The organism is Flavobacterium sp. N502536, assembly GCF_025947345.1.
Taxonomy (GTDB): domain Bacteria; phylum Bacteroidota; class Bacteroidia; order Flavobacteriales; family Flavobacteriaceae; genus Flavobacterium.
Map to the genome: position 1 here is coordinate 1284468 of NZ_CP110011.1, position 26994 is coordinate 1311461.

Annotated in this window: 26 protein-coding genes and 6 pseudogenes; 13 read left to right on the forward strand and 19 right to left on the reverse strand. The window is 35.9% G+C overall.

The annotated features are described in order from the left end of the window. Nucleotides 1-211: 211 nt before the first annotated feature. Nucleotides 212-895, reverse strand: a complete 684-nt coding sequence (locus OLM61_RS05810; protein ID WP_017496206.1) for a response regulator transcription factor — start codon at nucleotides 893-895, stop codon at nucleotides 212-214. Between the two features lie 230 nt (nucleotides 896-1125). On the opposite strand from OLM61_RS05810, the gene OLM61_RS05815 reads away from it, so the two are divergent. The 4 genes from OLM61_RS05815 (at nucleotide 1126) to OLM61_RS05830 (ending at nucleotide 6934) form a co-directional block, all read left to right on the forward strand. Continuing rightward, on the forward strand, nucleotides 1126-3900 hold the full coding sequence (locus OLM61_RS05815) for a TonB-dependent receptor (protein WP_264525475.1): 2775 nt from the start codon (nucleotides 1126-1128) through the stop codon (nucleotides 3898-3900). Between the two features lie 208 nt (nucleotides 3901-4108). Continuing rightward, nucleotides 4109-5242, forward strand: a complete 1134-nt coding sequence (locus OLM61_RS05820; RefSeq protein ID WP_264525476.1) for a hypothetical protein — start codon at nucleotides 4109-4111, stop codon at nucleotides 5240-5242. A 237-nt stretch (nucleotides 5243-5479) separates the two neighbouring features. Beyond that, complete coding sequence (locus OLM61_RS05825; protein WP_264525477.1) at nucleotides 5480-5818, forward strand: T9SS type A sorting domain-containing protein; 339 nt, start codon at nucleotides 5480-5482, stop codon at nucleotides 5816-5818. A gap of 135 nt (nucleotides 5819-5953) precedes the next feature. After that, entirely contained in the window at nucleotides 5954-6934 is a 981-nt protein-coding gene (locus OLM61_RS05830) for an acyl transferase (RefSeq protein ID WP_264525478.1), read from the forward strand. A 110-nt stretch (nucleotides 6935-7044) separates the two neighbouring features. Here the strand turns inward: OLM61_RS05830 and tyrS are convergent, their stop codons facing one another. Continuing rightward, nucleotides 7045-8340, reverse strand: a complete 1296-nt coding sequence (tyrS, locus tag OLM61_RS05835) for a tyrosine--tRNA ligase (protein ID WP_264525479.1) — start codon at nucleotides 8338-8340, stop codon at nucleotides 7045-7047. A gap of 203 nt (nucleotides 8341-8543) precedes the next feature. Between tyrS and OLM61_RS05840 the strand changes: the two are divergent. After that, nucleotides 8544-9544, forward strand: a pseudogene (locus OLM61_RS05840) (NAD-dependent epimerase/dehydratase family protein). Between the two features lie 3 nt (nucleotides 9545-9547). Here OLM61_RS05840 and OLM61_RS05845 read toward each other — a convergent pair. The 3 genes and pseudogenes from OLM61_RS05845 to OLM61_RS05855 form a co-directional block, all read right to left on the reverse strand. Next, entirely contained in the window at nucleotides 9548-10018 is a 471-nt protein-coding gene (locus tag OLM61_RS05845) for a DUF4296 domain-containing protein (RefSeq protein ID WP_264525480.1), read from the reverse strand. A gap of 9 nt (nucleotides 10019-10027) precedes the next feature. Further along, a pseudogene (locus OLM61_RS05850) lies at nucleotides 10028-11368 on the reverse strand (dihydroorotase). Nucleotides 11369-11378: 10 nt separating this feature from the next. After that, a pseudogene (locus OLM61_RS05855) lies at nucleotides 11379-12108 on the reverse strand (polyprenol monophosphomannose synthase). Nucleotides 12109-12212: 104 nt separating this feature from the next. Here OLM61_RS05855 and OLM61_RS05860 point away from each other — a divergent pair. The 3 pseudogenes from OLM61_RS05860 (at nucleotide 12213) to OLM61_RS05870 (ending at nucleotide 14411) form a co-directional block, all read left to right on the forward strand. Continuing rightward, a pseudogene (locus OLM61_RS05860) lies at nucleotides 12213-12882 on the forward strand (DUF4271 domain-containing protein). A 14-nt stretch (nucleotides 12883-12896) separates the two neighbouring features. Then, nucleotides 12897-13643: pseudogene (locus OLM61_RS05865) on the forward strand (uroporphyrinogen-III synthase). 300 nt (nucleotides 13644-13943) lie between these two features. Continuing rightward, nucleotides 13944-14411, forward strand: a pseudogene (locus OLM61_RS05870) (Lrp/AsnC family transcriptional regulator). Between the two features lie 220 nt (nucleotides 14412-14631). On the opposite strand, the gene OLM61_RS05875 reads toward OLM61_RS05870, so the two are convergent. The 12 genes from OLM61_RS05875 to OLM61_RS05930 form a co-directional block, all read right to left on the reverse strand. Then, nucleotides 14632-15318, reverse strand: a complete 687-nt coding sequence (locus OLM61_RS05875) for a zinc metallopeptidase (RefSeq protein WP_264525481.1) — start codon at nucleotides 15316-15318, stop codon at nucleotides 14632-14634. A gap of 202 nt (nucleotides 15319-15520) precedes the next feature. Beyond that, complete coding sequence (locus tag OLM61_RS05880) at nucleotides 15521-16048, reverse strand: hypothetical protein (protein ID WP_264525482.1); 528 nt, start codon at nucleotides 16046-16048, stop codon at nucleotides 15521-15523. An 18-nt stretch (nucleotides 16049-16066) separates the two neighbouring features. Next, nucleotides 16067-16507, reverse strand: a complete 441-nt coding sequence (locus OLM61_RS05885) for an RNA polymerase sigma factor (protein ID WP_264525483.1) — start codon at nucleotides 16505-16507, stop codon at nucleotides 16067-16069. 181 nt (nucleotides 16508-16688) lie between these two features. After that, nucleotides 16689-17006, reverse strand: coding sequence for a hypothetical protein (locus OLM61_RS05890; RefSeq protein ID WP_264525484.1), 318 nt, complete (start codon nucleotides 17004-17006; stop codon nucleotides 16689-16691). After that, complete coding sequence (locus tag OLM61_RS05895; RefSeq protein ID WP_264525485.1) at nucleotides 16997-17143, reverse strand: hypothetical protein; 147 nt, start codon at nucleotides 17141-17143, stop codon at nucleotides 16997-16999. Before OLM61_RS05895 ends, OLM61_RS05890 begins: the two co-directional genes overlap by 10 nt. 28 nt (nucleotides 17144-17171) lie before the next feature. Then, entirely contained in the window at nucleotides 17172-17354 is a 183-nt protein-coding gene (locus tag OLM61_RS05900) for a hypothetical protein (RefSeq protein ID WP_264525486.1), read from the reverse strand. Nucleotides 17355-17852: 498 nt separating this feature from the next. Further along, nucleotides 17853-18200: a class I tRNA ligase family protein gene (locus tag OLM61_RS05905; RefSeq protein ID WP_319800551.1), complete on the reverse strand. Its 348-nt coding sequence runs from the start codon at nucleotides 18198-18200 to the stop codon at nucleotides 17853-17855. Next, complete coding sequence (locus OLM61_RS05910) at nucleotides 18124-18450, reverse strand: hypothetical protein (RefSeq protein ID WP_264525487.1); 327 nt, start codon at nucleotides 18448-18450, stop codon at nucleotides 18124-18126. Before OLM61_RS05910 ends, OLM61_RS05905 begins: the two co-directional genes overlap by 77 nt. Then, nucleotides 18441-19742 (reverse strand): hypothetical protein, encoded by a 1302-nt coding sequence (locus OLM61_RS05915; protein WP_264525488.1) that lies wholly within the window; start codon nucleotides 19740-19742, stop codon nucleotides 18441-18443. Before OLM61_RS05915 ends, OLM61_RS05910 begins: the two co-directional genes overlap by 10 nt. Further along, nucleotides 19739-19825 (reverse strand): hypothetical protein, encoded by an 87-nt coding sequence (locus OLM61_RS05920; RefSeq protein ID WP_264526363.1) that lies wholly within the window; start codon nucleotides 19823-19825, stop codon nucleotides 19739-19741. The genes OLM61_RS05915 and OLM61_RS05920 overlap by 4 nt, the downstream gene beginning before the upstream one ends. A 5-nt stretch (nucleotides 19826-19830) precedes the next feature. Further along, on the reverse strand, nucleotides 19831-20082 hold the full coding sequence (locus OLM61_RS05925; protein WP_264525489.1) for a hypothetical protein: 252 nt from the start codon (nucleotides 20080-20082) through the stop codon (nucleotides 19831-19833). Between the two features lie 83 nt (nucleotides 20083-20165). Continuing rightward, a complete protein-coding gene (locus tag OLM61_RS05930; RefSeq protein ID WP_319800544.1) occupies nucleotides 20166-20714 on the reverse strand; it encodes a class I tRNA ligase family protein in 549 nt (182 codons plus the stop codon). 169 nt (nucleotides 20715-20883) lie between these two features. Here OLM61_RS05930 and OLM61_RS05935 point away from each other — a divergent pair, with 169 nt between their 5' ends. From OLM61_RS05935 to OLM61_RS05955, 5 genes are all read left to right on the forward strand, one after another. After that, the gene (locus tag OLM61_RS05935) at nucleotides 20884-21759 is read left to right on the forward strand and encodes a cell division protein FtsX (protein ID WP_264525490.1); all 876 of its coding nucleotides are present in this window, start codon (nucleotides 20884-20886) and stop codon (nucleotides 21757-21759) included. A gap of 80 nt (nucleotides 21760-21839) precedes the next feature. Continuing rightward, nucleotides 21840-22091, forward strand: coding sequence for a DUF3098 domain-containing protein (locus tag OLM61_RS05940; protein ID WP_173965985.1), 252 nt, complete (start codon nucleotides 21840-21842; stop codon nucleotides 22089-22091). Nucleotides 22092-22193: 102 nt separating this feature from the next. Then, nucleotides 22194-22991 (forward strand): undecaprenyl-diphosphate phosphatase, encoded by a 798-nt coding sequence (locus tag OLM61_RS05945; RefSeq protein ID WP_264525491.1) that lies wholly within the window; start codon nucleotides 22194-22196, stop codon nucleotides 22989-22991. After that, nucleotides 22991-23686 carry a tRNA pseudouridine(55) synthase TruB gene (gene truB, locus OLM61_RS05950; protein WP_264525492.1) on the forward strand — a complete coding sequence of 232 codons (696 nt, stop codon included), beginning with the start codon at nucleotides 22991-22993 and terminating at the stop codon, nucleotides 23684-23686. Before OLM61_RS05945 ends, truB begins: the two co-directional genes overlap by 1 nt. An 86-nt stretch (nucleotides 23687-23772) precedes the next feature. Continuing rightward, complete coding sequence (locus OLM61_RS05955) at nucleotides 23773-25071, forward strand: DUF2268 domain-containing putative Zn-dependent protease (protein WP_264525493.1); 1299 nt, start codon at nucleotides 23773-23775, stop codon at nucleotides 25069-25071. A gap of 819 nt (nucleotides 25072-25890) precedes the next feature. Here OLM61_RS05955 and OLM61_RS05960 read toward each other — a convergent pair. Together OLM61_RS05960 and OLM61_RS05965 are read right to left on the reverse strand one after the other, a co-directional pair. Next, nucleotides 25891-26328 (reverse strand): phytanoyl-CoA dioxygenase family protein, encoded by a 438-nt coding sequence (locus OLM61_RS05960; protein ID WP_264525494.1) that lies wholly within the window; start codon nucleotides 26326-26328, stop codon nucleotides 25891-25893. After that, complete coding sequence (locus OLM61_RS05965) at nucleotides 26328-26942, reverse strand: thioredoxin family protein (protein WP_264525495.1); 615 nt, start codon at nucleotides 26940-26942, stop codon at nucleotides 26328-26330. The genes OLM61_RS05960 and OLM61_RS05965 overlap by 1 nt, the downstream gene beginning before the upstream one ends. Between the last annotated feature and the right edge of the window lie 52 nt (nucleotides 26943-26994).

Genomic DNA, 26994 nt, shown 5'->3' on the forward strand with positions numbered 1-26994 from the left:
AAAATTAAGTTTTGTTTTTGAGCGCTATTCTTTTGAGTAAAAGCAAAAAAGGAATAACTCAAAAACCATATAAGAAAATGAAGATTGCACAAACTTCAATTCTTATATGGTTTAAATGTATTGAATACTTTTAAAGTAATTGGAATGATTTTAAATTCTTAACTAAAATTCGTAGCAACTTAACCTCTAAGAATCTCATCAGCTTAAAAATCTAAACTTCAAATTTATAGCCTACTCCTTTTATAGTTTTAAAAAGGTCTTCTCCTATTTTTTCACGAAGTTTTCGAATATGAACATCAATGGTTCTTCCTCCTACTACAACTTCGTTCCCCCATACTTTATCCAGAATTTCGTCTCTTTTAAAAACTTTTCCCGGTTTTGAGGCCAATAAGTAAAACAATTCGAATTCTTTTCTTGGTAAGGCAATCTCCACGTTTCCTTTGATGATTTTATATTCTTCGCGGTTGATCTCGATTCCGCCCACATTTAAGGTGTCACTTACAACTTCTTGTTCTTTTAACCTTCTTAACAGCGCCTTTACTTTGGAGACCAATAATTTCGGTTTTATAGGTTTCGTGATATAATCATCTGCACCTGCATCAAAACCAGCTACTTGTGAATAATCCTCACTTCTTGCCGTTAAGAATGTTATGATAACATTATTTAATTCTGGAATTTTTCTAATGTGTTCACAAGCTTCCATTCCGTCCATTTCAGCCATCATTACATCCATAATAATCAATTCCGGCAATTCTTTCTGAGCCTTTGCAATTGCTTCTTTTCCGTTAGAAGCAGTCACAATCTGGTAGCCTTCCTGAGCAAGGTTATAGCCAACGATTTCTAAGATATCTGGTTCATCGTCAACTAGTAAAATCTTGGTTTGTGTTTTTTTCATAAATAGCAAAAATTGAGATTTTTACATCAAATTTTCTTTATTATACATTCGATGATTTTCATTTGAGATGGTAAATATACTAATAAAACGACCGTTAAAAATTACGGTTAACGGTAATTTAATCTGGTAACAATTTGATAATCTAGACAACACGAAAACATAACAAGTGGCTAACATGAACTTTACACAGCGTCTCTTTCTTTGCACAAAAATTTAAACACAACACTGAAATGAAATTCAATTTAAAATTTCTATTTATCACATTATTCATCTGTACGATTTCGATCGCACAAAACAAAGGTACGATTTCTGGTGTATTAACCGACAAAGAAACCAACAATGAAGCTTTACCTTTCGCAAATGTTTTATTAAAGGGAACTAACATGAGCGCGAACACTGACATTGAGGGGAAATATTCCTTTAATGTAAATCCAGGAAATTATATCATTATTTTTAGTTTCGTTGGATATGAATCTGTAGAAAAGCCAGTAACTGTTAAAGCAAATGAAACTATTACAGTAAATCAGGTACTTTCATCAGGAAATTTTACACTTAAAGATGTTGTTGTAAAATCATCTGCAGTAAACAAGCAAAAAGAATCGGCATTACTTTTAGATCAAAAAAATGCAGTTTCATTTAAAGCTGCCATTGGAGCAGAGGAAATCTCAAGAAAAGGAGTTAACGACGTTGCAAATGCTGTTGCTAAAATAAGTGGTGTTTCTAAACAGGATGACTCCGGAAATGTTTTCGTAAGAGGATTAGGAGATCGTTATAATGTTACGACTTTAAACGGACTTCCTTTACCATCAAACAATCCGGCAAACAAAAATATTTTGTTGGAAATTTTCTCTACAAATATTGTAGATAATATCGGAATTAGCAAAACTTTTGAATCTCAAAATTATGCCGATTTCGGAGGAGCAAATATTGATATTAGCGCAAAAAAATTCAATGGAAAACCATTCGTTACTTTTTCAATTGGAACAGGAGCTAACACAAACGTATTAGGTCAGGATCATTTTTACTTGCAAGACGGACCTACTTATACCGGATTTAAAAAAGTTGGCGTTCCTAATGCTCCACTTCAGCCATATAGCTATGCAACAAGCTGGGACAGACAAGAAAACAAGAATGTATTAAATGCTTTCTATACGTTATCTGCCGGTAAAAGATTTACTATAAATGACGAAAGTTCAATCGGTACTTTTGTTACTGGTTCATTTAGCGCAAAAAACAAATACACAGAAGGATACAGCAGAGGAGGAATTACTTCTGATGGAGATATCTTTTCTGACTTTATCAGAACATCATACAAACATAGCACTACTACAACTGTTATGGGTACTGCTGATTATAAAATCAATAATAAAAACTCAATCTTCTTTACTTCTTTATTCTTAAATTCAAGTGATCAGGATTACAGTGAGTACGAAGGAACAAACCAGAATTTTGACGGTGGCGGAGACGCTCTTCAACAAATTTCAGGTTTTATCAAACGTGGAACTTTTGAAAGAACTCAATTAATTGTAAACCAATTAACAGGAAAAAACAAATTCAACGATCAGTGGAATTTAAACTGGGGAGTAGGGTATAGTATGTCTAACAGTTCAATTCCGGATCGTATGCAAAACTCTTTTGTATATGCTCCAAATGCTAAAGATTATACATTTTTTACCAACTCTAACATCAACAATCACCGATTTTTTCAGGACTTAAAGGAAAATGAAATCGCTGCAAATATTGCATTATCATATAATTTCAACAAAAAAAGCGATGATACCTACAAAGGAAAAATAACTGTTGGTTATTCAGGAAAGTTCAAGGATGTAGATTACAAAATGGAACAATATTCATTCTTCCCGAACAGAACTACCGTTTCTTTCCCTAAAGAAGATATTCATCACGTAGACAACTATTTAAATCAAGCAAATTGGGGTTCCGCTTACTCCAACAGAATTAACCAATTGTACAATGGAAATTTAGATATTAATGCTGCATTTGCAAATGTTCAATATTCCTTAACGGATAGATTAAGTGTAATACTTGGAGCAAGATTAGAGCAATTAACTCAAAATGTTTTCTATATCACCACTACAGTTCCAAATGGTGATAATTCAAATGATTCAAAGTTTAACATTCTACCAAGTTTAATCTCGAAATACACCTTGACAGATAAGCAAAATTTAAAATTCTCTGCAAGTAAAACGTATACACTTCCTCAGTTTAAAGAAAAAGTGCCAATTATTTACGAAGATGTTGCACAAGCCTACGAAGGAAACCCAAGATTATATGCTTCAACAAATTACAACTTCGATTTAGGATGGGAATTTTTCCCAAAAAGTTCAGAATTAATCTCTGTAACCGCTTTCGGAAAAATTATTCAAAATCCAATCAATGAAATGTTCTTAAACTCTTCTTCAAATGATATTTCTTATGCAAATACAGGTGATAAAGCAACAGTAGCAGGAGTTGAAGTAGAATTTAAAAAAGAAATTTTTGAAATTGAAAAAGACAACAACTTAAAGACAAAACTTACTTTTGACGCAAACGGATCTTATTTATACACAAACCAAGACCTAAGCAATGATAAAGTAAACAACGAAAATGATTTTGGAGCAAACTTTACTTTTACAGAAAGTAAATTAACAGGAGCTTCTAATTTCTTAGCAAATGCTAACTTATCATTTTTAAATGAATACAGAGAAGGAAAGGATTTCAGCGCAACAATATCTTATTCTTATTTTTCAGATAAATTAGCTGTTATTGGAACTTCAAGAGTAGGTAACCTGGTTGACAAAGCTGTAAACAAATTAGACTTTATCGCTAATGCAAGTTTAACCAAAAACTTAAAATTAGGTCTTATCTACAACAACATCCTGAATCCGACTTTCAAACGTGTACAAGAGCAAGGAAAAGTACCAGGAAAAGAATCTATTGGTGATATTACAGCTGTTTCATACAAAGCAGGTTCAGATTTCAGACTTACTTTAAGCTACACATTCTAAAAGAAAGCAAAACCATAAAAACTCAAGAGGTGATTAGCATTGGCTAATCACCTTTTTTTATTCATCATAATCCAATGTAAACTTTACATTAAGCAGTTTTATTTTTTAACAGTTATACTTAATACATTGTTAATGCGGTCTTAACTCAGCAAAAACATATGTTCACTTACTTTGCCATGAATAAATAAAACAATAAAACACAACAACAATGAAAAAATCATTATTTGCAATGGCTGCAATATTAGGACTTGCTTTAACAAGCTGTAGTTCTGACGACAACAATAAAAAGAACGAAAACACAAGTACTTTTGTATTGAAAGTTGACGATTTACAAGGAAACATTAATGACGGTACTGTAACTTTAGACCCAACTAAAACTTACACTTTAACTGGAGGTTTAGTTGTTAAAGGTGGAGCTACTTTGGTTATTCCTGCTGGAACTACAATTAAAAGTTCTGCTACTGCACTAGCTACATCTTTATATATTGCTGTAGAAAGAAATGCTAAAATTAACATCAACGGTACTGCCGCTAAACCAGTTATTATGACATCTGGAAAAGCTACTCCTGCTCAAAGTGACTGGGGTGGATTAATTATCGCTGGTAACGCTAAAGTAAACACTGGAGATAACGGTACAACTGAAGTTGGTGGTTTAAGCTACGGAGGTAATGATAATGCAGATTCTTCTGGAAATATCAACTTCTTAAAAATATCTTATACAGGTTCTAAATATACTGCTGAAAAAGAATACAATGGAGTTTCTTTCTTCGGAGTAGGTTCTGGAACTGTAGTATCTGACATCTACACTTTTGAAAGTGGTGATGATGGAATCGAATTTTTTGGTGGAGCTGTAAACGCTACTAACCTTACAATCATTAACTCTTATGATGATTCATTAGATTTTGCTGACGGATGGGTAGGTACTGCTACAAACGTTTACATTAAAGGTGTTACTAAAGCAGGTGTTGAAGGATCTACAAACGCAAAAGATCCAAGTGGAGCTGTTCCAATGACTAACGCTAAAATCATCAATATCTCTATCGTTAAAGGTGATGCTGCTTTCTTAGCAGACGAAAAAGCAATCAACTACAAAGAAGGTGGTGGAAAACAAGCTTACACAAACTTATTTGTTGCAACTGGAATGCCTGCAGACTTAGCTAAATTGTCTACTGATGCTGGTGCAACTGCAAACATTGCTGCTGGTAACTTTACCATCACAAACTATACTTTTGGAGCTTCTATAACTAATTTAGTTGGTCCTAAATTATCAGGAACTACAACTGGTGCTGTTGGTGCTGGTGCTGGTGCTGACTTACCAAGTTGGGCTAACTGGACTAAATAATTAAATACATAAAATAAAAATGAAGCTGCCTGAATTCAATTTCAGGCAGCTTTTTTTATACCATCGGATTCCTAATATCACGAGGTACTTCTATAGTCGATAGTTATCAGCCTAGTAGTTGATTTCTAATTACTTCGAGCCTAAATTGTTAAAAACATCCTAAAAATTTAGGATGTTTTTTTTTGGCGTAATTTTTGTAATTTTTTTTTGTACATTTACAGTAACCAAAATAACGCGATGGCAAAAAATTACTTTTATATTACTTTCTTATTGGCTTTTTTCTTTACTGTTAGTGTTTCAGCACAAGACAGCAAGCAATTACCAAAACCTCAACAGGCAGCAACCATTGAGGGTCTAAGCTTGTACCCTAATCCAGTAACTGGTGGAAAAGTAACAATCTCTTCTAAAAATGATTTAGAAAAAGAGATCATTATCTTTGATGTTTTGGGTAAAAAAGTACTTCAGACACATTTAAGTTCGCGAGAATTAAACGTTTCGGATCTGGTTCCCGGCGTTTACATCATTAAAATAAGCGAAGAAAATAATTCGGCAACACGAAAACTCATTATTCGATAAAAAAAGCTCCTTTTGGAGCTTTTTTAGTTTTCAGTCGCGGTCACAGTTTTCAGTTTCTGTGAAACCCTAAAATGAAAACTGTGACTGAATACTGTGACTAAACACTAAAAACAATATCTTTGCACAAAAAAAGTTTTGATCACAGCCAACGATATCTTTACCATTTCAAGTCAGAAACAATTTGAAAAAATAGCACTAAAAGTGTTTCGTTTTCAACATGAGAATAACGTTGTATATCGTGATTTCTGTGATTTTTTAAAGGTAAATCCACAACAGGTAAAAGCCCTCGAGCAAATTCCTTTTTTACCCATTCAGTTTTTCAAAAGCCACAATGTCGTTTCCAATACTGATCCGACTCAGGTCACTTTTACGAGCAGCGGAACAACCGGTACGATTACCAGCAGGCATATCGTTACCGATGTTACCCTTTACGAAGAAAGCTACCGCAACGGATTTTCACAATTCTATGGCAACATAGAGGATTACGTTGTTTTAGCACTTTTACCGTCCTATCTCGAACGCGATGGATCTTCGCTAATCTATATGGTCGAAGATTTAATAAAACTCTCCAATCAGCCTGACAGCGGGTTTTACCTGCACAATCACGACGACCTGATTAAAAAGCTTACCGCTTTAGACGAATCCGGTCAAAATGTGATCTTAATTGGGGTTACCTATGCCTTACTGGATCTGATTGAGAAACACCAATTCAAGCTCCAGAATACCATTATTATGGAAACTGGCGGTATGAAAGGTAAACGTAAAGAAATGATTCGCGAAGAATTACACGAACAGCTTTGTGCAGGGTTTGGTGTATCGGCCATTCATTCAGAATACGGCATGACCGAACTTTTAGGACAAGCTTATTCTCTGGGCGAAGGTATTTTTGAGTGTCCGTCGTGGATGAACATTTTGGTTCGCGATCCCGAAGATGCGCTCACTTACGTGAAAGACGGAAAAACCGGCGGAATCAACGTTATTGATTTGGCCAACATCAATTCATGTTCCTTTATCGCCACCCAGGATTTAGGCAAAAAATATCCCAACAACTCTTTCGAGGTATTGGGACGTTTTGATAATTCTGATATTCGTGGCTGTAACCTGATGGTACTTTAAGATGTTGAATCGTTGATTTGTTGAATCGTTTAATCGCTCTCTAAAAAAAACGATTAAACAATTAACCGATTAATCAAATTAACGGTTAACCGATTAAACAGTTAAACAATCTAAACCACTCTAATTACGAAATAGTTCTTCTTTCCACTTTGTAATAACACAAACTGATTATTGATTAAATCATTTGTAGTTAAAACAAAATCTTCTTTTATTTTTTCTCTGTTCACCGAGATCGAATTTGCTGTTAAGGCACGTCTCGCTTCTCCGTTTGATTTAAAGAAACCTGTTTTTTCGTTTAAAACCGTGATAATCTCCAAACCGTTTTCTAGATCTGCTTTTGCGATTTCGGCCTGAGGAACACCGTCAAAAACTTCCAAAAAAGTTGCTTCATCCAATTTTTTCAAATCTTCAGCTGTAGAATTTCCAAACAAAATATTCGAAGCCTGAATCGCTTTTTCTAATTCTTCTTTACTGTGCACAAAAATGGTGATCTCTTCAGCCAGTTTCTTCTGTAAAACTCTTAAATGCGGAGCTGTTTTGTGCTCTTCGATTAAAGCCTCGATAGTATCCTTGTCTAAAAACGTAAAGATCTTAATATATTTCTCAGCATCAGCATCCGTTGCATTTACCCAAAACTGGTAAAATTTATATACCGATGTTTTATCAGCATCCAACCAGACATTTCCACCTTCCGATTTCCCGAATTTAGATCCGTCAGCTTTTGTAATTAATGGTGTAGTCAAGGCAAAAGCTTTTGCATTTTCTCCTCCCATTCTGCGCACTAATTCTGTACCCGTGGTAATATTTCCCCACTGGTCCGAACCTCCCATTTGAAGGATACAATTGTTATTTTTATATAAATGATAAAAATCGTAACCCTGAATTAACTGATACGTAAACTCTGTAAAAGACATACCTTCGCCTTCTCCGGCAAATCTCTTTTTAACAGAATCCTTAGCCATCATATAATTTACTGTGATACGTTTTCCAACTTCACGTGCAAAATCAATAAACGAGAATTCTTTCATCCAGTCATAGTTGTTCACCATCACAGGAGCATTTGTATCGCTTGAATTAAAGTCAAGAAAACGAGACAAAACACTTTTGATACCCGCCACGTTTTTAGCCAGCGTTTCTTCGTTCAGCAAATTTCTTTCATCAGATTTTCCGGATGGATCTCCAATCATTCCGGTTGCACCACCCACCAAAGCGATAGGCTGATGTCCAAAATTCTTTAAATGAACCAATAAAATAATCTGAACCATGCTGCCAATATGCAGCGAATCTGCCGTTGGATCAAAACCTATATAAGCTGTAGTTACCTCTTTTAGCAATTGTTCTTCCGTTCCTGGCATGCTATCATGATATAACCCGCGCCATTTTAATTCTTCAACTAGATTCTTCATTTTTTTAATAATTTGTGCAAATATAATCAATGGTAACGGCAATGGCAAAAAGCAGTTTCATTATCAGCAACAAAAAGTAATTTCAACCTCAAAATTCTTAGCTACAAACGGCTAGCTTTGATCACTGACAACAAAATAAAACCTTTGCAACTTTGAGCCTCTGCCCCTTTGTACCTTAAAAACAAAAAAGTTATCTTTACAAAATGGTATTAGTAACAGGAGGTACAGGTTTAGTTGGCGCACATTTATTACTTCATTTGATTGAAAATGGGGAAAATGTCCGGGCTATTTACCGAAATCTGAATAATATTGAGAAAACCAAATCGGTTTTTGAATTGTACAAAAAAGGAGAACTGTTTGAAAAAATCGAATGGGTTGAAGCAGACATTTTGGATGTCTCTTCTTTAGAAATCGCCTTTACAAACATTGATTATGTGTATCATTGTGCTGCACTGATTTCATTTGATCCCAAAGACGAAGAAGCCCTTCGAAAAATCAATATCGAAGGAACTGCTAATATGGTTAATTTTTCGATTGCCAGAGCGGTAAAAAAGTTCTGTTATATAAGTTCTATAGCAGCTTTAGGAGATCTGGCAGCTCACGAAACGTACATTACAGAAGAAACCGACTGGAATCCCGAAAAACCCCATAGTGATTACGCCATTTCTAAATATGGAGCCGAAATGGAAGTCTGGCGTGGCTTACAGGAAGGTCTAGACGTCATTATCTTAAATCCGGGCGTTATTATGGGTCCGATCCCGAAGAATAAAACCAATGTACAAGGAAGTGCCGAACTTTATGTCAAAGTAGCCAACGGACTTTCTTTTTACACACTTGGGAGCACCGGCTTTGTAACCATAACCGATGTGACACGAATTGCCAATGCATTGATGAAAAGCGATAAAAAAACGAACGCTTTACTTTAATTGCCGACAATATTGTTTTTCAGGATATCCTAAACACAATTGCTGATACGTTAAAAGTAAAAAGACCCAGTATTCATGCTACACCAGTATTCATGAACTTCCTTTGGGTTGCCGACGGAATTTTTTCAACTTTGTTTTTCCAAAAAAGACGCCTGACAAAAGCAACCGCAAAGGCCTCCTATTCTAACAATCTGTATTCTAATGAAAAAATAAAAACCGCTCTGGGAACGGTTTTTCAGGATGTACATACGTACATCAATACTATTTCGAAGCTTTAACAACTATCGGCTCAACCGTGTTGTTTTTCGGATAGAATCCAGACGCATCTTTTTCAGGTCTCTTTTGATTTTATCTTTAAGTGTATCCTTAAGTTTGTTTTTCTTTTCTTTTGCTGCATTTTTCTCTTCAATTTTCAAAATCGAATCGACAGCTCTTTGATTAACAGCCAAACGTTTTCCTACTTCGTCAAACATGCTTTTGTAATTCTCATAATCGGCAGCATAATAACGATTGCTCTGTGAAAATTGCAGACTATCGATTTTATACTTTTTCAGAATAAACGCCGTAGGGCTTGTTTCGACTGAGTCTACTGAAACGGGATGCTGATATTTCATAGCTTCAATAAGAGACAAATCATACATAATATCAATCATTTTGTCTTTCTCAATAAGCTTTGCAGGCTGTTTGACCAGCTCTTTTTTACAACTTACAGAAAAACACAATACCAATACGATTACTATAAAATTTTTCATTTCAGCTTTTTATCTGTCAAACAATAAACGTTTTCCTGCGCGAATATCTTTTACCTTAAAGTTATTGTAAACCATTTCACCGTTTACAAAAGTATGTGTAATTCTCGACTTAAAAGTAAAATTCTCAAAAGGTGACCATCCACATTTTGCTAAAATATTCTCTGGTTTTACACTCCAAGGCAAACTTGGATTCACAATCACTAAATCGGCATAATACCCTTCTTTGATAAAACCTCTTTTTTCTATTTTGAAAATTTTAGCCGGATTGTGGCACATTTTCTCTACAATTTTCTCTACGCTGATTTTTCCCTGATGATGCGCTTCAAACATAGCCACAACAGCATGCTGTACAAGCGGCCCGCCAGATGGTGCATTCAGATACGGCTGCATTTTCTCTTCTTTGGTATGCGGTGCATGGTCGGTTGCAATTACATCAATACGACCGTCGTTTAAGGCTTCCCAAAGCGCTTTTCTGTCGTTTGCTGTTTTTACAGCAGGTTCCATTTAATAAAATTCCCTTTGGTTTTATAATCTTCATCCGTGAACCATAAATGATGCACACAAACCTCAGCGGTAATTTTTTTATCCTCCAATGGAATTTTATTGGTAAACAGTTCCATTTCTTTCGCCGTAGAAAGGTGAAAGATATGCAAACGCGCTCCTGTTTTCTTCGCTAATGCTACTGCTTTTGAAGAAGAAATATAACAGGCTTCTTCGCTGCGTATTAAATGATGCGCCGTTACCGGAATATCATCACCATACTGCTCTTTAAACAGTTTTAAATTATTTTGTGTATCGTCGTTTCGTCTTCACAATGTACTGCGATCAACATTGGGGTACTTGAGAATATCTTTTCTAAAGTTGCTTCATTATCTACCAGCATATTTCCGTTGAAGAACCCAAAAAGATTTTTACTCCGGCAACATTCTTTGGATTTGTTTTCAAAACTTCTTCCAGATTATCATTGGTAGCGCCCATCATAAACGAATAATTCGCAAATGACTTCACGGCCGCAACCTGATATTTATCTTCAAGAATTTCCTGAGTTACTGCATTGGGCACAGTATTAGGCTGCTCGATAAAAGAGGTAATTCCTCCGGCCACAGCTGCTCTTGATTCTGACTCAATGTCTCCTTTGTGCGTTAGTCCAGGCTCTCTAAAATGCACCTGATCATCAATAGCTCCCGGAATTAAATAATTTCCTTCGGCATCGATTACTTTACAGTCAGATGTTTTTAAACTGATGCTGTCTGCCACTTCAACAATCAGGTCGTTTTCGATCAAAACATCTCCTTCAAAAATAGATCCTTCGTTTACAATTCTGGCATTTTTTATTAGAATCTTATTCATTTTCATAGCTTTATAAAGTATTGACTAATTTTTTCAATCGAAGTGAAATTACTCCCAGTATCGCTTCTTTGATAATGGCATTGCTCATTTTAGAAACTCCTTTTGTACGATCTGTAAAGATAATTGGAACCTCCTTAATTTCAAATTTAGCACAATAAGTTCTGTACTTCATCTCAATCTGGAAGGCATAACCCACAAATTTAATTTTGTTAAGATTGATTTTTTTTCCAGCACTTCTCTTTTATAACAAACAAAACCTGCTGTTGCATCGTGTATTTTTCATTCCGGTAATAAATTTCACGTAAACCGAAGCGAAATACGACAACAAAACACGGCTTAATGGCCAGTTGACAACAATTACTACCCCCGTACATAACGAGAACCAATAGCTAAATCAGCTCCACCAAAATGGCAGGCATCAAACAGCTTTTCGAGATCATTTGGATTGTGTGAAAAATCGGCATCCATTTCAAAAATGAAATTATACTGACGTTCCAGTGCCCATTTAAAACCATGAACATAGGCCGTTCCTAAACCTGATTTTTTAGCTCTTTTTCTAAAAACAGTCGGTCCGGAAATTCTTCCTGTAACGCCACTACTTTATTGGCAGTATGATCAGGCGAATTATCGTCAATGATTAAAAGATGAAAAGGTTTGTGTTGCGAAAGTACAGCTCTAACTATGCTTTCAATATTTTCGATTTCGTTGTAAGTAGGGATTATGACAATACAATCATTCATTTTTCTGAGTAATTTCACCGCAAAAGTAAACTTTTTATAGCATTTGATTCATAATAAATATATAATAAAAGTATTGATACAAAAAATACTAATTTTGCATCGCTATGATTGAACAACTTCATCCCCGAATTCTGGAAAACAAAGACTGGGCGACACTTTTATTTGTGTTGCCCTTTGCCGTTGTTGCTATGACAAAATCAGCTTATGAAACCCGATTTAGCGAATTCAGCAAGCTTATTTTTTCAGACAAATACGCCAAAATCTATCGCGACAATAACCATTTAAGAAGCAGCTTTACCGTTGGTTTATTTTTTGTGCAAATTGTTTCGTATGCTTTTTTCATACAACTGACGATGCATATTTTTGGATATGCCTCTAAAACAGACTGGTTTTTATTCATTCAGCTTGCCACATTTTTTACTTTATTTTATTCTCGGAAAATTTTTAATTGAGAAAATTGTAGCAACCTCCTTCAATATTGACGAATTTGCAGACCTTTTTAACTTACAAAAAGTCACTTATAGAACTTATATAGGCGTTTTGATCCTTCCTATCAATGCTGTTTTGTTTTATTATGACAATATTCCGAAGATTGTACCCCTAGCAATAATAGCCATTTCACTGTGTATAAGCCTATACTCATATTTTATTTCAATAAAAACGTATCAAAATGCAATAATCAGCAAGTTATTTTATTTTATTTTATATCTTTGCGCTCTTGAAATAGCCCCTTATTATTTCATGTATTATTGGATTACAAAAGAGGCGGCTTAGTAAATGTTTATAATATGAAAGTGAAAACAATTTTGGTGTCACAGCTGAACCTAAAGTGGAAAATTCTCCTTACTTTGAGCTCCAACAAAAACACAAAATAAAAATTGATTTCAGACCATTTATTCATGTGGAAGGGTTTAATGCAAAGAGATACGATTTACAAAAAATCGATCTTAATCATTATACTGCAATCATTTTGACGAGCCGTAATGCGGTAGATCATTTTTCAGAGTAGCAGATGAAATGCGTTATAAGTTCCTGAAGGATTGAAATATTTCTGCCAATCTGAAGCTGTTGCATTTTACCTGCAAAAGTATGTTGTGTATAGAAAACGTAAGATTTACGTTGGAGCAAAAGATTTTGCAGATTTATCACCTCTTATCAAAAAGTACAAAGACGAAAAATTCTTGTTGCCAGCATCTGATCAATTGAATGCCGACGCACCTATAACTTTAAACAATCTAAAAGTAGACTGGGCACAAGCTGTTTTTTATAAAACAGTTATGAGTGACTTATCTGACTTAGCAGATGTTTATTATGATGTTTTGGCCTTCTTTAGCCCAACCGGAATCAAATCATTGTTTAAAAACTTCCCTGATTTTAAACAAAACGATACCCGAATTGCAGTTTTTGGAAGCACAACTCAAAAAGAAGCGCTTGATCACGGATTAAGAATCGATATTCTTGCTCCAACTCCTGAGACGCCTTCGATGACTATGGCTTTAGAAAAATACATTAGCGAAGCAAACAAAGGAAAATAAAAACCTTTTAGGAAATAACAATATTTAAATTCCAAATTCCAACTTTAGAGTTGAAATTTGGAATTTTTCTTTTTTATCCTGTCGCAATTTTTCAAACGCAGCCCATGATTGCAACACTTGCAGATCATTTCATTATCAACTCCAGCATCCCCACGATCGAAACCAAACCATAACTTATTCCAAATTTGAATTTTGGATTTGGAATTTGAGATTTGGAATTTTTCTTTTCAAATCATTATGAGTACATTTGATTTACATCTAAAACCAAATAACTAAATTTAGTTTCAAATCACAACTCCAATGAAAATCAACTCCCTTATAATTGAAAATGACGGTATCGATAAAGAAATCCTGCGCTACCTGATGGACGATGCCCGAAAACCCATTTTACAAATTGCCAATAAAATAGGCATTTCAGGAGCTGCGATTCACCAGCGTTTAAAAAAACTGGAACAATCAGGTTATATTCAGGCTCAAAATTCACCGTTAACCCGAAAGTACTGGATACAACACCATGGCATTTGTTGGTGTTTATCTGGACAAAGCCTCCAGAAACTCTGAAGCCGTAAAAGATTTAAAGAAGATTCCCGAGGTTTTAGAGTGCCACTACACGACAGAAACTGGTCAGTTTTGATTAAAATCATCTGTCGCGACAACGAACACCTAATGCAGCTTTAAAACACCAAAATCCAGGCAATAGAAGGCGTTTCAAGAACAGAAACTTTTATTTCGCTGGATCAGCAGATTGACAGACAAATTCAACTTTAGAGATCTTAAATGCGGTAAAGAGAAAATTAGATAATTTTACTTACGTTTTTTTAAACAACAAACCGGACAGGTTTTGAAAACCTGTCCTTTTAAACTTTTTATATATCAAGTAGATAATTCTTCTACCCTTATAAATAATTAGGCCCGAAAGGTTTTAAAAACCTGTCGGGCCTAATTTCTATCAAAAATTATCTAATTAACAAATTACCTAATTATCCCATTAATTCCTTCTGCTTCCGGAGTAAATTGAGATATAGTACAACAGCGTTGCGATTGATCCGATTGCAGCTACAACATAAGTTCTGGCAGCCCATTTTAAAGCATCCTTAGCTCCCGCCTGCTCTTCTTGCGTTAGCATATGTTTATTTTCCAACCAGGCCAGCGCTCTGTTACTTGCATCATATTCTACCGGCAAGGTAATAATCGTAAACAATGTGGTTGCTGCAAAAATGATAATTCCAATCAGCAACAGCCCCGGAAAAGTTCTGATCATCAAAATTCCGGCTAACAGAATCCACTGTACATAATTGGAGGCTACACTTACAATGGGTACCAATTTAGAACGCATCGTAAGCCACTCATACCCCACAGCATGTTGCACGGCGTGTCCACACTCGTGCGCAGCTACTGCGGCAGCGGCGGCATTGCGCTGATTGTAAACCGCCTCACTTAAATTGACTGTTTTATCTGCAGGATTATAATGATCGGTCAACTGACCCGGTGTTGAAATGACACGAACATCCCTAATACCATTATCGGCCAGCATTTTTTCGGCGATTTCGGCACCGCTCATTCCGTTTCTCAATTGCAGTTTAGAATACAACTCAAATTTACTCTTGAGTCTCGAACTCACTAACCAGCTGAACAACATAATTGCTCCGGCAAGAATTAAATATCCACTTCCCATATCTTTTTTTTTTGATTGATTATTAAATTTACAAAACAAACCGCAAATTCTGAACCAAATTCAAAAATTGTCATTTTGACATCTTAAAGTCAGGATATTATCATAATATTTTCATAAATACGGCAAAGTCATTTACAACTCCAGCTGCTTGTTAACCTCATCAAACTTGTCAATCAGGCTGTTTATTTTTTCCTGCTGTTTTTTAATTTGTTTCGGGCGAATGTAAAACCAGTTTATCCCCATCCAACAGCAATGTAACTCCGTAGACCAACGCCGCAGAAAGAGATCTCATTCTCGAAGCGTATTCGTACATGTACAGACAGATTCCAACACCCAGTAAAACAAAGTACAAGTTCAGAACCGTAGACTGCAGGTATTGCTGTTTTTTTCGAATTAAAATCAATCGCTGCAGGTAGTCCTGATTGGATTGTGTCGCATCAATATTTTTATAACCTGCCAACAATCTGTTGTAAACACCTACATACATAATCATTGCCAAAATCACCAGTACAATTCCTATTTTGGTCGAAATGAATTCCGGCTGATAATAGTACCAAACAAAAATAATAAAAGCAGTGGTTGCTAAAAGCAGTATATTGGTGATCCACAATTGACGTAAACCGGCAGCTTTAAATTGTTTCAGTCTCAGCAGCAAATCCTTCATGTCGGGTTGACTTACGGTTTGTTTTTTCCATAAATCTTTAAAGTCTATATTGTTATTGTCGTCCATTTTCCTTAAATTTTTGAGTCAGTTTTCCTTTATCCTGTGAATTTTCACTCTTGTATTCGCTTCTGAAAGCCCCACGATTTTGGCAATTTCAGCCTGCTTGACCTCCTCAAGTTCGAGCGAAATAATAATACGTTCCGTTTCCGGCAGTTCAGCAATACACTTGTACAAAAACTGGATTTGCGGTTCTAACGATTGTTGTTTTTCTTCCTGCAAATTAACCGGAAGATCTGATTTAAGAAAACGTTTGTTTTTTTCAATTTGCCGCAAACAGTTATTAGAGGCTATCCTAAAAATCCAGGTCCCAATACCCGACTCACTTCTAAAAGTATCCAATTTTTGCCATACGATAACAAAAGTCTCCTGAGCCAGATCCTGTGCGATATCATAGTCGTTTACAAAACCCATGCAAAGCCTGAAAATTCTATCCCAATATTTTTTATAGATAACTTCAAATTCCATTATTACGATTTTACGAAATTACTCACCTGATTTAAATACCATGCTGCATCATCATACATGATAAAATGTAACCCTTTTAGCAGCATATTGAAAGTTTGCATTTTTTAAATTCTGATACTGTCCTTCAATAGCAGGTTTAAATTTACAAAATATGACTCCAGTAAAATTAATGACGGGCATTTTACGTTCGAAATTTTTCTCTCAAATCGGTATTAGAAAAATCACAGTACATTTCAGCGAATGTTTTTCGGTCTGATTTCACACTCCAGTCTACAATCATATCGATTTTTGAAGCATCCTGAACAAGGCGTGGCATCGTTTTTTTCTGCATGTCCTGAAACTGAGTATCTGTCATCGTCGTCATTTGATTCACCATTGGCGAACAATCGTTATTTTCTTTTGCTTTGAAAGCAGGATCCATTAATGCAGCCATACATGGAAGCGCATCGACTACCACAATTTTACCAACCAATTCCGGATAATCTGCTGCTAAAGCCAATGCAAATCCTCCACCCAACTATGACCAACTATGATTGGTTTTTCGATTTTATTTGTTTTGATAAAACTGGCAATTTCGGTTTCCCAGTTTTTAAAAGAGGCATTCGGTTGTGGTTTTACTCCGGCAAAACCAGCCATTGTAAGTGTATAACAGGTAAAGTCTTTTTCAAATTAGCTCTGGTATCCTTCCACACATCCCCTGAAGAAGCAAATCCAGGAATGAAAAAATTGTTTGTTTTCCTTTTCCGGTTTTAAGAACTTCAAACGGATAGGCTTTTGTTTGTGCAAATACATTTAAACATACAGCTGAAAATAATAAGGCGATAACTAAGATGATATACTTTTTCATTTTTAATAGATTTAAGTTGTTAAATGGTTTATTAGTTAAATTCGCCTTTTGGATACGAGAAGTTTCAAATGTTACAAATCGTTTTAAAAAAAATAAAAATTAATCTCCAAATTCCAAATTCCAAACTTCGTATACATACCTAAACCCCAATCTCTACAAGGGATGACGTACACTGAGGTATCGATTATTTTTTTTTAAAATTATTTCAAGTTTTTTTTCGCAGCTAACATTTTGATCGTCCATTTAAAAAAAAGCAGCAGCAAATGCAATAGAAAAATCCCAAATCTCAAATTCCAAATTCCAACAAAAAATGAAGCAACCCCACAATCTTGTCATTTCGAGGAACGAGAAATCACACAAGGAACTCCGCAAACTATATCAACAATCTTTGTCGATTAACTAGTGTGATTTCTCCTTTGGTCGAAATGACAAGCAAAAAAAATCCCAAACCCCAATCGTAAAATTGGAATTTGGGATTTATAGTATTGAAAAATTTATTTATCCTACAAGATTGATGATCTTACTAGGAACAATAATCACTTTATTTGGAGTTCTTCCTTCTAACTGACGTAAAGTTCTTTCGTCCTTCATGACAATTTCTTCGATTTGCTCTTTGGTTAGATCCAAAGGCAATTCGATAGTGAAACGCATTTTTCCGTTGAAAGAAACCGGGTATTCCTTGCTCGTTTCTACCAAATGTTTTGCTTCAAAAACCGGGAAAGAAACTTCTGAAATCGAAGTTGTATTTCCTAATTGCTGCCATAATTCTTCAGCAATATGTGGTGCATAAGGCGAAACTAAAATCGCTAACGGCTCTAAAATAGCTTGAATGGCAATTTTGAGCAGACAATTCGTTTACACAAATCATAAACTGAGAAACGGAAGTATTAAAAGAGAAACTCTCAATGTCTTCTGCTGCTTTTTTAATGGTTTTGTGCAATGATTTTAAGTTGTCTTTTGTTGGCTCGTCCTTGTTTACGATTAAGCCATTATTTTCATCAAAATACAATCTCCATAATTTTTTCAGGAAACCAAAAACTCCAGAGATTCCGGCAGTATTCCAAGGTTTAGCTTGCTCTAATGGTCCTAAAAACATTTCGTACAAACGTAAGGTATCTGCTCCGTACTCATTACAAATATCATCGGAGTTACTACATTATAGTACGATTTCGACATTTTCTCCACTTCACGTCCAACGATATATTTTCCGTTTTCGTCAAGAACAAATGCTGCAGTATTAAAATCTTCTCTCCAAGCTTTGAACTTTTCAGTATCCAATTCATCTGAAGAATTTACAAAATTTACATCCACACGTAATGGCTGTACATTTTGATCTCCAATTTTATTTTTAGACACAAAAGTATTCGTTCCTCCCAATCTGTAAACATAGGCAGTCGTTCCCAAAATCATTCCCTGATTGATCAGTTTTTTGAATGGCTCTTCGGTTGGAGCAAAACCTTTGTCTTTTAAGAATTTGTTCCAGAAACGGGAGTACAATAAATGTCCGGTCGCGTGTTCGCTTCCTCCAATATACAAATCAACACTTTCCCAATACGCTAGCGCTTCTTTGCCTGCAAACTCAGTTTTGTTGTCCGCATCCATATAACGCATCCAGTACCATGAACTTCCTGCCCAACCTGGCATGGTATTCAATTCTAAAGGAAAAATCGTTGCATGATCTACTAAGTCGGTAGTAACGACTTTATTGTTTTTTGTATCCCAGGCCCAAACCGCTGCGTTTCCTAATGGAGGCAAACCGTCTTCGGTTGGTAAATACTTTTCTACCTCAGGCAAAATGATTGGCAAATGCTGCGCCTCGATCATCTTTGGCAAACCATTTACATAATATACCGGGAATGGCTCTCCCCAATAACGCTGACTGGAGAAAACCGCATCGCGCAAACGATAATTGGTTTTTCCGACACCCTGCCCTATTTTTTCCAACTCGGCAATAGCGACCTGAGTGGCTTTTTTATAATTTAATCCGTTTAAGAAATCAGAATTAGCGATCTCCATATTGTCTTTTGAACCGTATGCCGCTTCTGAAATATCAACGTTTGCAAAAATATTCTTGATTTCCTGCATTCCGTTCTGACCCTTAAAGAAATTCGCAAAAGCATAATCTCTTTCGTCTCCACAAGGAACCGCCATTACAGCACCTGTTCCGTAACCTGCCAAAACATAATCACCAATCCAACCGGAATTGGCTCTTTTGTAAACGGATGTTCTGTATAAGCACCGGTAAATACGCCCGATATTGTTTTTTACATCGGCCATACGCTCACGCTCTGAACGTTTTGCTGTTTTCTCGATATACGCCTCAACCGCTTCTTTTTGCTCCGGACTTGTAATTTTAGCCACCAAATCATGCTCGGGCGCCAAAGTCATAAAAGTAACTCAAAGATGGTATCAGGACGGGTTGTGAAAACGTCAATTACTTCATCGTGATTTTTCAATTTAAAAGTAACCATTGCACCTACCGATTTTCCAATCCAGTTTCGTTGTGATTCTTTATAGATTCACTCCAGTCGATCTCGTTTAAACCTTGCAACAAACGCTCCGCATAAGCCGAAATTCGCATGCTCCATTGGGTCATCTTTTTACGGATTACCGGATAACCTCCACGTTCTGACACTCCGTTTACGATTTCGTCATTGGCCAAAACAGTTCCCAAACCAGGACACCAGTTTACTTCGGTTTCTGCCAAATAAGTCAATCTGTACTGCAAAAGAATTTTCTCTTGTTTGTCAGCCGAAAAAGCATTCCATTCCTCAGCCGAAAAAGCTTCGATATTATCATCAGAAACCGCATTTACCGTTGCATTTCCTTCTTTTTACAAAGAGCAATTAAAGTGGCTATATCTTCTGCTTTATCAGCATTCTTATTGTACCATGAATTAAACAACTGGATAAAAATCCATTGTGTATGCTTGTAATAATCCGGATTTGAAGTTCGCACTTCACGGCTCCAATCAAATGAAAAGCCAATTTTATCCAACTGCTTTCTATATCCTGCAATTTGCTTTCCTTCTTTGTCTACTCCCCCGTCAATATTAACGCGTGTTGTATCTTCAGGACGCTGTCCAGTTTGAATCGCATATTGTTCTGCAGGTAATCCAAAACTATCATAACCCATTGGGTGCAAAACATTGAATCCCTGATGTCTTTTGAAACGGGAATATACATCTGAAGCTATGTAACCCAGCGGATGTCCTACGTGTAATCCCGCTCCTGACGGATAAGGAAACATGTCTAACACATAATGTTTAGGTTTTTCAGAATTGTTTTTCGCCGCAAAAGTTTGGTTTTCTGCCCAATACTGCTGCCATTTCGTTTCGATTTCGTTTGGATTGTATTTCATTTCTTGAGTTGCTGAGTTACCAGGTAACCTAGTTGCTAAGTTTTGTTGTACTGAATAATTAAGTAAGTCCGCAAATTTACATTTATTGTACGAAAGTTAAAACTTTGAACGTTATTAACTTCATTTAAAGAAATTCTTTATTATTTTTACCCCATAATTTAAGCAAACTATGAGTTCTAACTTTGATAAATTTCAAAAGCGCAGGTTAATTTCCTCTTATTTTTCGGTTGTATTAAGTGTATTTCTGGTTTTATTCCTTTTAGGGGTACTGGGATTATTCATTATCAACTCTAGAAAACTGGCTAATGATTTTAAAGAAAAAATCGCGATGACGGTTTTCTTTAAAAACGAAGCCAATGATAGCGTGATAAAAGCTTTCAATACCGAATTAAAAAGAGCTCCTTTTGCAAAATCATTCGTTTATGTAACCAAAGAGAAAGCGGCAAAGGAACACACTGACATTATTGGAGAAGATTTCCTGACATTCTTAGGAGAGAATCCACTATTGAACTCTTACGACATTCACTTAAAAGCGGACTATGTTGAAAGAGACAGTATCCTTAAAATAGAAAGCAAACTACGTCAAAATACCATGATTGAAGACATTGTTTACGACAAACAATTGGTAAATCTGGTAAATGACAATATCAAAAAAGTAAGTATGTGGATTTTGATTATTAGCGGTTTCCTTGCGATAATTGCCGTTTTATTAATCAACAGCTCCTTGCGTTTATCCATTCACTCTAATCGTTTTATCATTAAAACCATGCAAATGGTTGGAGCAACAAAATCGTTTATTCGTAAGCCTTTTGTAATGCGCAGTGTAAAACTGGGAATGTTAGGTGCCGGTTTGGCCATTATCGCTTTGGTTGGACTTTTACTTTATGTAGAAACCAATTTCCCGGGCTTAGGCATTATAGAAGACAAAGCCTTAATTGGATTGGTATTAGTAGGCGTATTCGGATTAGGGGTTTTGATTACCTGGGTAAGTACGCACTTTGCAACACAACGTTTCCTGAATTTAAGAACCGACGATCTGTATTAATTTTAGATCGCAGATTATAGATTTTAGATTGCAAATTTTTAAAAAGCCTTGGCTACGCTCAGCGGCACAAAAGAAATAAAATGAAAAACAACAATAAAGAAGAACAGGCACCAAAACAAGAATTCCTTTTTGACGGAATCAACTACAAAATTCTATTAATCGGAATTGGAGTTATCGCTTTAGGTTTTATCTTAATGTCTGGCGGAGGAAGTAACGATCCGAATGTTTTTAATGAAGATGTTTTCAATTTCCGACGCATTCGTCTGGCGCCAACAACCGTTTTAATCGGCTTTGGAATCACTATTTACTCTATTTTCAAAAAATCCAAATAGACTTTATTTAGATTCCTTAAACTTCTTAGATCTTTAGATTATTAGATAATCTTTTATAAAATCTAAGAAGTCTAAGGCGACTAAAATCTAACAATCTCATAAATGAATACATTACAAGCTATCGTTCTTGCTATTATTGAAGGAATCACTGAGTTTTTACCCGTTTCTTCAACAGGTCACATGATTATTGCCTCTTCCTTTTTTGGAATTGCTCACGAAGATTTTACCAAACTTTTCACGATTGTCATCCAGCTTGGTGCTATACTTTCAGTAGTTGTTTTGTATTTCAGACGTTTCTTTCAAACACTTGATTTTTACTTTAAACTTTTAGTAGCCTTTATTCCGGCTGTAGTATTAGGTTTATTGCTAAGCGATTTTATCGATGGCTTATTAGAAAACCCTGTTACAGTTGCCATTTCTCTTTTAATAGGAGGGTTAATTTTACTAAAAGTTGACGAGTGGTTCAACAATCCGAATGCTACCGAAAGCTCTTCAGAAATTACGTATTTACAAGCTTTCAAAATTGGTTTGTTTCAATGTATTGCCATGATTCCGGGAGTTTCAAGAAGCGGAGCCAGTATTGTGGGGGGAATGTCTCAAAAACTATCCCGCACCACAGCAGCGGAATTCTCTTTCTTTTTAGCTGTTCCGACAATGTTGGGTGCCACGGTAAAAAAATGTTACGATTATTACAAAGCCGGATTTGAATTATCTCACGATCAGATTAATATATTAGTGATTGGAAATGTCGTTGCTTTTATTGTAGCGCTCCTAGCAATCAAATCCTTTATTGGATTTTTGACTAAAAACGGTTTCAAAGTTTTTGGTTACTACCGAATCATCGCCGGAATTGTTCTGCTGCTGATTCACTTTTTCATTCATCCCCTTACGATTATATAATGACTCCTGAAGAATATTTAAACGGACAGGTTTTACTGATTGACAAACCTTTAAAATGGAGTTCGTTTCAAGCTGTCAATAAATTAAAATACCTCTTAATTAATAAAGTTGGACTTCCTAAAAAGTTCAAAATTGGTCATGCGGGAACTTTAGATCCGTTGGCAACAGGGTTATTGCTTATTTGTACCGGAAAGTTTACCAAAAGAATTTCGGAACTGCAGGGTCAGGCGAAAGAATATACGGGAACTTTTTATATTGGAGCCACCACTCCATCTTATGATTTAGAAACCGAAATCGATCAGACTTTTCCAACTTCTCATATCGACGAAGCGTTGATTCACGAAACAGTGAAACAGTTTTTGGGCGAAATCGATCAGAAACCGCCTATTTTCTCTGCCATTAAAAAAGACGGTGTTCGCTTGTACGAGCATGCACGTGCCGGAGAAACGGTAGAAATTGCCAGCAGAAAAACCACTATTCACGAGTTCGAAATCACCCGAATTGCTTTACCTGAAATCGATTTTAGAGTCGTATGCAGCAAAGGAACCTACATTCGTTCTTTGGCTTTTGACTTTGGAAAAGCGATGAACTCCGGATCGCATTTAACCGTGTTGCGACGTACTAAGATTGGCGATTACGACGTAAAAAACGCAATCGACATTACTCTTTTTGAAGAAAGCCTTCAGTCCGAATAAAACGTACCTTTTTTTTCAGGGAGATTTAGCAAACCCATATTTTTCATTTTTTTTGTATTTTAGACGGCAGACTAAAAAACCAAACCATGAAAAACCACTTTTTGCTAGTACTGTTTGTCTTTGCGATATCCTCCTACAGTCAAACCGGCAATCAAAAAATTGTTTCCGTTGATATTGATAATTTCTGGGATGCCTACAGCAAAATCAGCATTGAAAAAGACAGCGTAAAACAATATTCTCTTTTACAGGAATTCTACCTCGACAAAGCCAGTCCGGGTTTAAAAAGCTTAATCGAAGTCCGCAATTACACCTCTAAAGATTTTATCAATGCGATAAACAAGTATCCCAAATTCTGGAATTCACTAAAACCAAACACTTTAAACTCGAGCGAACTTTACCCGGAGATCGATGCCGACATCAACAAACTGAAACAAGCCTATCCCGATTTAAAACCATCAACCCTTTATTTTTCCATTGGAGCTTTCCGAACAAACGGAACGGTCCAAAATGATCGGATTTTAATTGGAAGCGAAATGAGCCTAGCCGACGAAACCACTGTTATTGATGAACTCCCTGCCTGGAGACAGTCTTTTTACAAAGAGTACCATCCAAGAAAAAACATAGCTCTGCTCTGCACACATGAATACATCCATACACAGCAAAAAGAACTGGTCGAAAATTTACTTTCGATGTGTTTGTATGAAGGTGTGGCCGAATTTATTTCCTGCAAAGTAACCGGTAAAAAGTCTAGCGCATCTGCAATTGAATTTGGGAAAAGCAACCAACAAAAAGTAATCGATCAGTTTATTGCCGACTTATACCTCAGAAGCAACAATTACAATTGGATCTGGGGTGAAAACAAAAACAGCTTAAAGGTTAGAGATCTGGGCTATTATGTGGGTTATGAAATTTGCGAACGTTACTACAATGCTGCCCAAGACAAAGCAAAAGCGATAAAAACGCTTATCGAATTGGATTACCACAATGAAAAAGAGGTTGCCCGCATTGTTGACGGTACAAAACTATTCCCTCAAAGTCTGAAAAAATTGCAGCAGAATTACGAAAAACAAAGACCAACTGTTGTTTCCCTATCCGCATTTAAAAACGGCAGTCAAAAGGTAAAAGCAGGAGCTGTCGAAATTACCATTACATTTTCGGAACCTCTAAACGGACGCAGTACAGGTGTAGATTTCGGCCCTCTTGGCGAAAACTATTTTCCAAGAATAAATACGGAAAGAATCTGGTCTTCGGATATGAAATCGTGGACTATTAAAGCCGATTTAGAACCCGATCATCACTATCAAATTCTAATTTCGGATAATTTCAGAAAACAAAACGGAACAAGATTGAAGCCTTTTTTAATAGATTTTAAAACGGATAAGTAATACAATGGATAAATTTTACAGCAGTGTTTCTGTAAGAGAAGAAAACCACTTGTTTTTCAATTCACTTCTCTAACAAACTAAATTGCCTTGGGGGTCAGAAATAAAAAAGCACATTACTTCATGTATATCCATAGTAATGTGCCAACTTCTTGCAAAGTAGTTCTATTTCATAAGCTCCCGTTTTTTGAAGTTAGTAATGAGATACATTCTTACCTCCAAACAACAAGCCCGAAACAAAATCGTAAAATCTTTCGAATAACTTTTTCATGATAGTGTATTTTTTAATTGTTAAACATTAAATAAACACCAATAAAAAGAGTAAATAAGAAAATGAATAATAGAAGTGGGATTACACTGCCAAGGTACAAAAAATTAGAATAATACAAAATATTTTAATATATTTTTTATTACTAAAATTCTTATTTACAGCAGATTGCCCGAGAAATAAGGGGTTTCAACGATTTATTTTTTTTACCTGCCAGATCGCATCTTTTCCTACTTTACTTTTCAATAAAACTTACAAAAAATCAAAAAACGCTTTGTTTTTAAGCGTTCCGAGTATTTTCGCCGACGGCAAATTGTCTCTGTTTACAAAACTTTTTATTTCGGGAATGTTATCACAAAAAATGACATCAAAAGAAAACCGATCGTTTCCATAAATTCCGCGATGAATCATATTGGCAGAAAAAATAAAAAGATCACCACGATTCAGTTGTATAATTTCTCCCCGTTCTAAAGCATCATTTGGACGGCAACCGTTCAACGCATTCCGAACCTCAAACTCCTTTGGTAAATCCCATTCGCGATGCGTTTTCGGAATCAGTTCGATCCCGGTTCACTTTTCATCGGAATCCTGAAATGAACTACATTTTGAGTTTGGATGGCTTTCTTTTGATCGTCGACGGTCATGCCTGTGTATTGAATATCGCGATGCCAATAATTTTTCTGATCGGCATTCTTTGGATCAAAGAAAAGCTGTGTGTTCAAAAAAATTGGAGTCTTCGGAAAGATCGCTTTCAGCAATTCGGCCAATTTGTCCTGCGAAATAAATTCAAAAAGGGCTGCTTTCTCTTCTTCGTTAAGATATTTTCCTGAGGTAAGACTATGGCTGTTTAAAATTCCCTTTTCATAATCCGCTACATGATCAAATAACCAGCGTTCATGAAATTGAATCAGTATTTTTTCAATAGCAAGAAGTTCCTTCTCGGAGAAGAAGTTCTCGAGACAGGCATATCCGGTTTGCTCATATTCTTTCATTACTCCCGAATTTCAACCAAACGCATGATTTCCATAAGTTCGTTTTGGGTACTCAAACCTTTATCGGCCAAATACCACAATTGCAAGTCGGTTTTGATCTTTTCATCAATTACACCGAACTCCTTTTTATAATTTATCATCAAGTCGGCTGCTCCTTTGGGTCTTGGTCCCCAATCAGCACGGGCAATTCCGGTTTCTTTACAAATCACGATGACTTTTGGAATCGCTCTGCCGCCATTTGTGAGATACTGATTCATTAATACCTCATTTTCATCGCGAAAAACAATTCGCAGATCGATTTTTTTGTGTGAAACCAAAGCCATTTTATGAAGTATAGGAAGTATTTGCGCCGCATCACCACACCAGCCTTCCGAAATTACCAGCCAGATATAATTGTGCTTTAAATTTTCTAATTCTAAAAGTACCTCATCAGCAACTTTCATGGTTTTCTCCAGTCGATTCATTCTGGCTTCATTGAGCTTGCTGTAATTGGTTAAGCTTTCAGATTGTTCATTACCGGTTGACTTGCCCTCTATTAATAAATCGGTGACTATTTTTCGATATTCGGTATACGAGTGACTGTTGAATAATGCTTTGGCTATACTATTTTTCATATTTAGCGTTTTTTGGATTGTATAAATTTACAACTTTTAAGAGGACTTAGAG

Bases quoted from the DNA above. Each gene is read 5' to 3' on its own strand.
- OLM61_RS05810 (WP_017496206.1), bottom strand. From the start codon at position 895: ATGAAAAAAACACAAACCAAGATTTTACTAGTTGACGATGAACCAGAT.
- OLM61_RS05815 (WP_264525475.1), top strand. From the start codon at position 1,126: ATGAAATTCAATTTAAAATTTCTATTTATCACATTATTCATCTGTACG.
- OLM61_RS05930 (WP_319800544.1), bottom strand. From the start codon at position 20,714: ATGAAATACAATCCAAACGAAATCGAAACGAAATGGCAGCAGTATTGG.
- OLM61_RS05965 (WP_264525495.1), bottom strand. From the start codon at position 26,942: ATGAAAAATAGTATAGCCAAAGCATTATTCAACAGTCACTCGTATACC.
- OLM61_RS05895 (WP_264525485.1), bottom strand. From the start codon at position 17,143: ATGGCTGGTTTTGCCGGAGTAAAACCACAACCGAATGCCTCTTTTAAA.
- OLM61_RS05880 (WP_264525482.1), bottom strand. From the start codon at position 16,048: ATGGACGACAATAACAATATAGACTTTAAAGATTTATGGAAAAAACAA.
- OLM61_RS05820 (WP_264525476.1), top strand. From the start codon at position 4,109: ATGAAAAAATCATTATTTGCAATGGCTGCAATATTAGGACTTGCTTTA.
- OLM61_RS05940 (WP_173965985.1), top strand. From the start codon at position 21,840: ATGAAAAACAACAATAAAGAAGAACAGGCACCAAAACAAGAATTCCTT.
- tyrS (WP_264525479.1), bottom strand. From the start codon at position 8,340: ATGAAGAATCTAGTTGAAGAATTAAAATGGCGCGGGTTATATCATGAT.
- OLM61_RS05945 (WP_264525491.1), top strand. From the start codon at position 22,194: ATGAATACATTACAAGCTATCGTTCTTGCTATTATTGAAGGAATCACT.
- OLM61_RS05935 (WP_264525490.1), top strand. From the start codon at position 20,884: ATGAGTTCTAACTTTGATAAATTTCAAAAGCGCAGGTTAATTTCCTCT.
- OLM61_RS05845 (WP_264525480.1), bottom strand. From the start codon at position 10,018: ATGAAAAATTTTATAGTAATCGTATTGGTATTGTGTTTTTCTGTAAGT.
- OLM61_RS05825 (WP_264525477.1), top strand. From the start codon at position 5,480: ATGGCAAAAAATTACTTTTATATTACTTTCTTATTGGCTTTTTTCTTT.
- OLM61_RS05875 (WP_264525481.1), bottom strand. From the start codon at position 15,318: ATGGGAAGTGGATATTTAATTCTTGCCGGAGCAATTATGTTGTTCAGC.
- OLM61_RS05960 (WP_264525494.1), bottom strand. From the start codon at position 26,328: ATGAAAGAATATGAGCAAACCGGATATGCCTGTCTCGAGAACTTCTTC.
- OLM61_RS05920 (WP_264526363.1), bottom strand. From the start codon at position 19,825: ATGGTTACTTTTAAATTGAAAAATCACGATGAAGTAATTGACGTTTTC.
- OLM61_RS05915 (WP_264525488.1), bottom strand. From the start codon at position 19,742: ATGACTTTGGCGCCCGAGCATGATTTGGTGGCTAAAATTACAAGTCCG.
- OLM61_RS05900 (WP_264525486.1), bottom strand. From the start codon at position 17,354: ATGAAAAAGTATATCATCTTAGTTATCGCCTTATTATTTTCAGCTGTA.
- OLM61_RS05885 (WP_264525483.1), bottom strand. From the start codon at position 16,507: ATGGAATTTGAAGTTATCTATAAAAAATATTGGGATAGAATTTTCAGG.
- truB (WP_264525492.1), top strand. From the start codon at position 22,991: ATGACTCCTGAAGAATATTTAAACGGACAGGTTTTACTGATTGACAAA.
- OLM61_RS05910 (WP_264525487.1), bottom strand. From the start codon at position 18,450: ATGTTTTTAGGACCATTAGAGCAAGCTAAACCTTGGAATACTGCCGGA.
- OLM61_RS05955 (WP_264525493.1), top strand. From the start codon at position 23,773: ATGAAAAACCACTTTTTGCTAGTACTGTTTGTCTTTGCGATATCCTCC.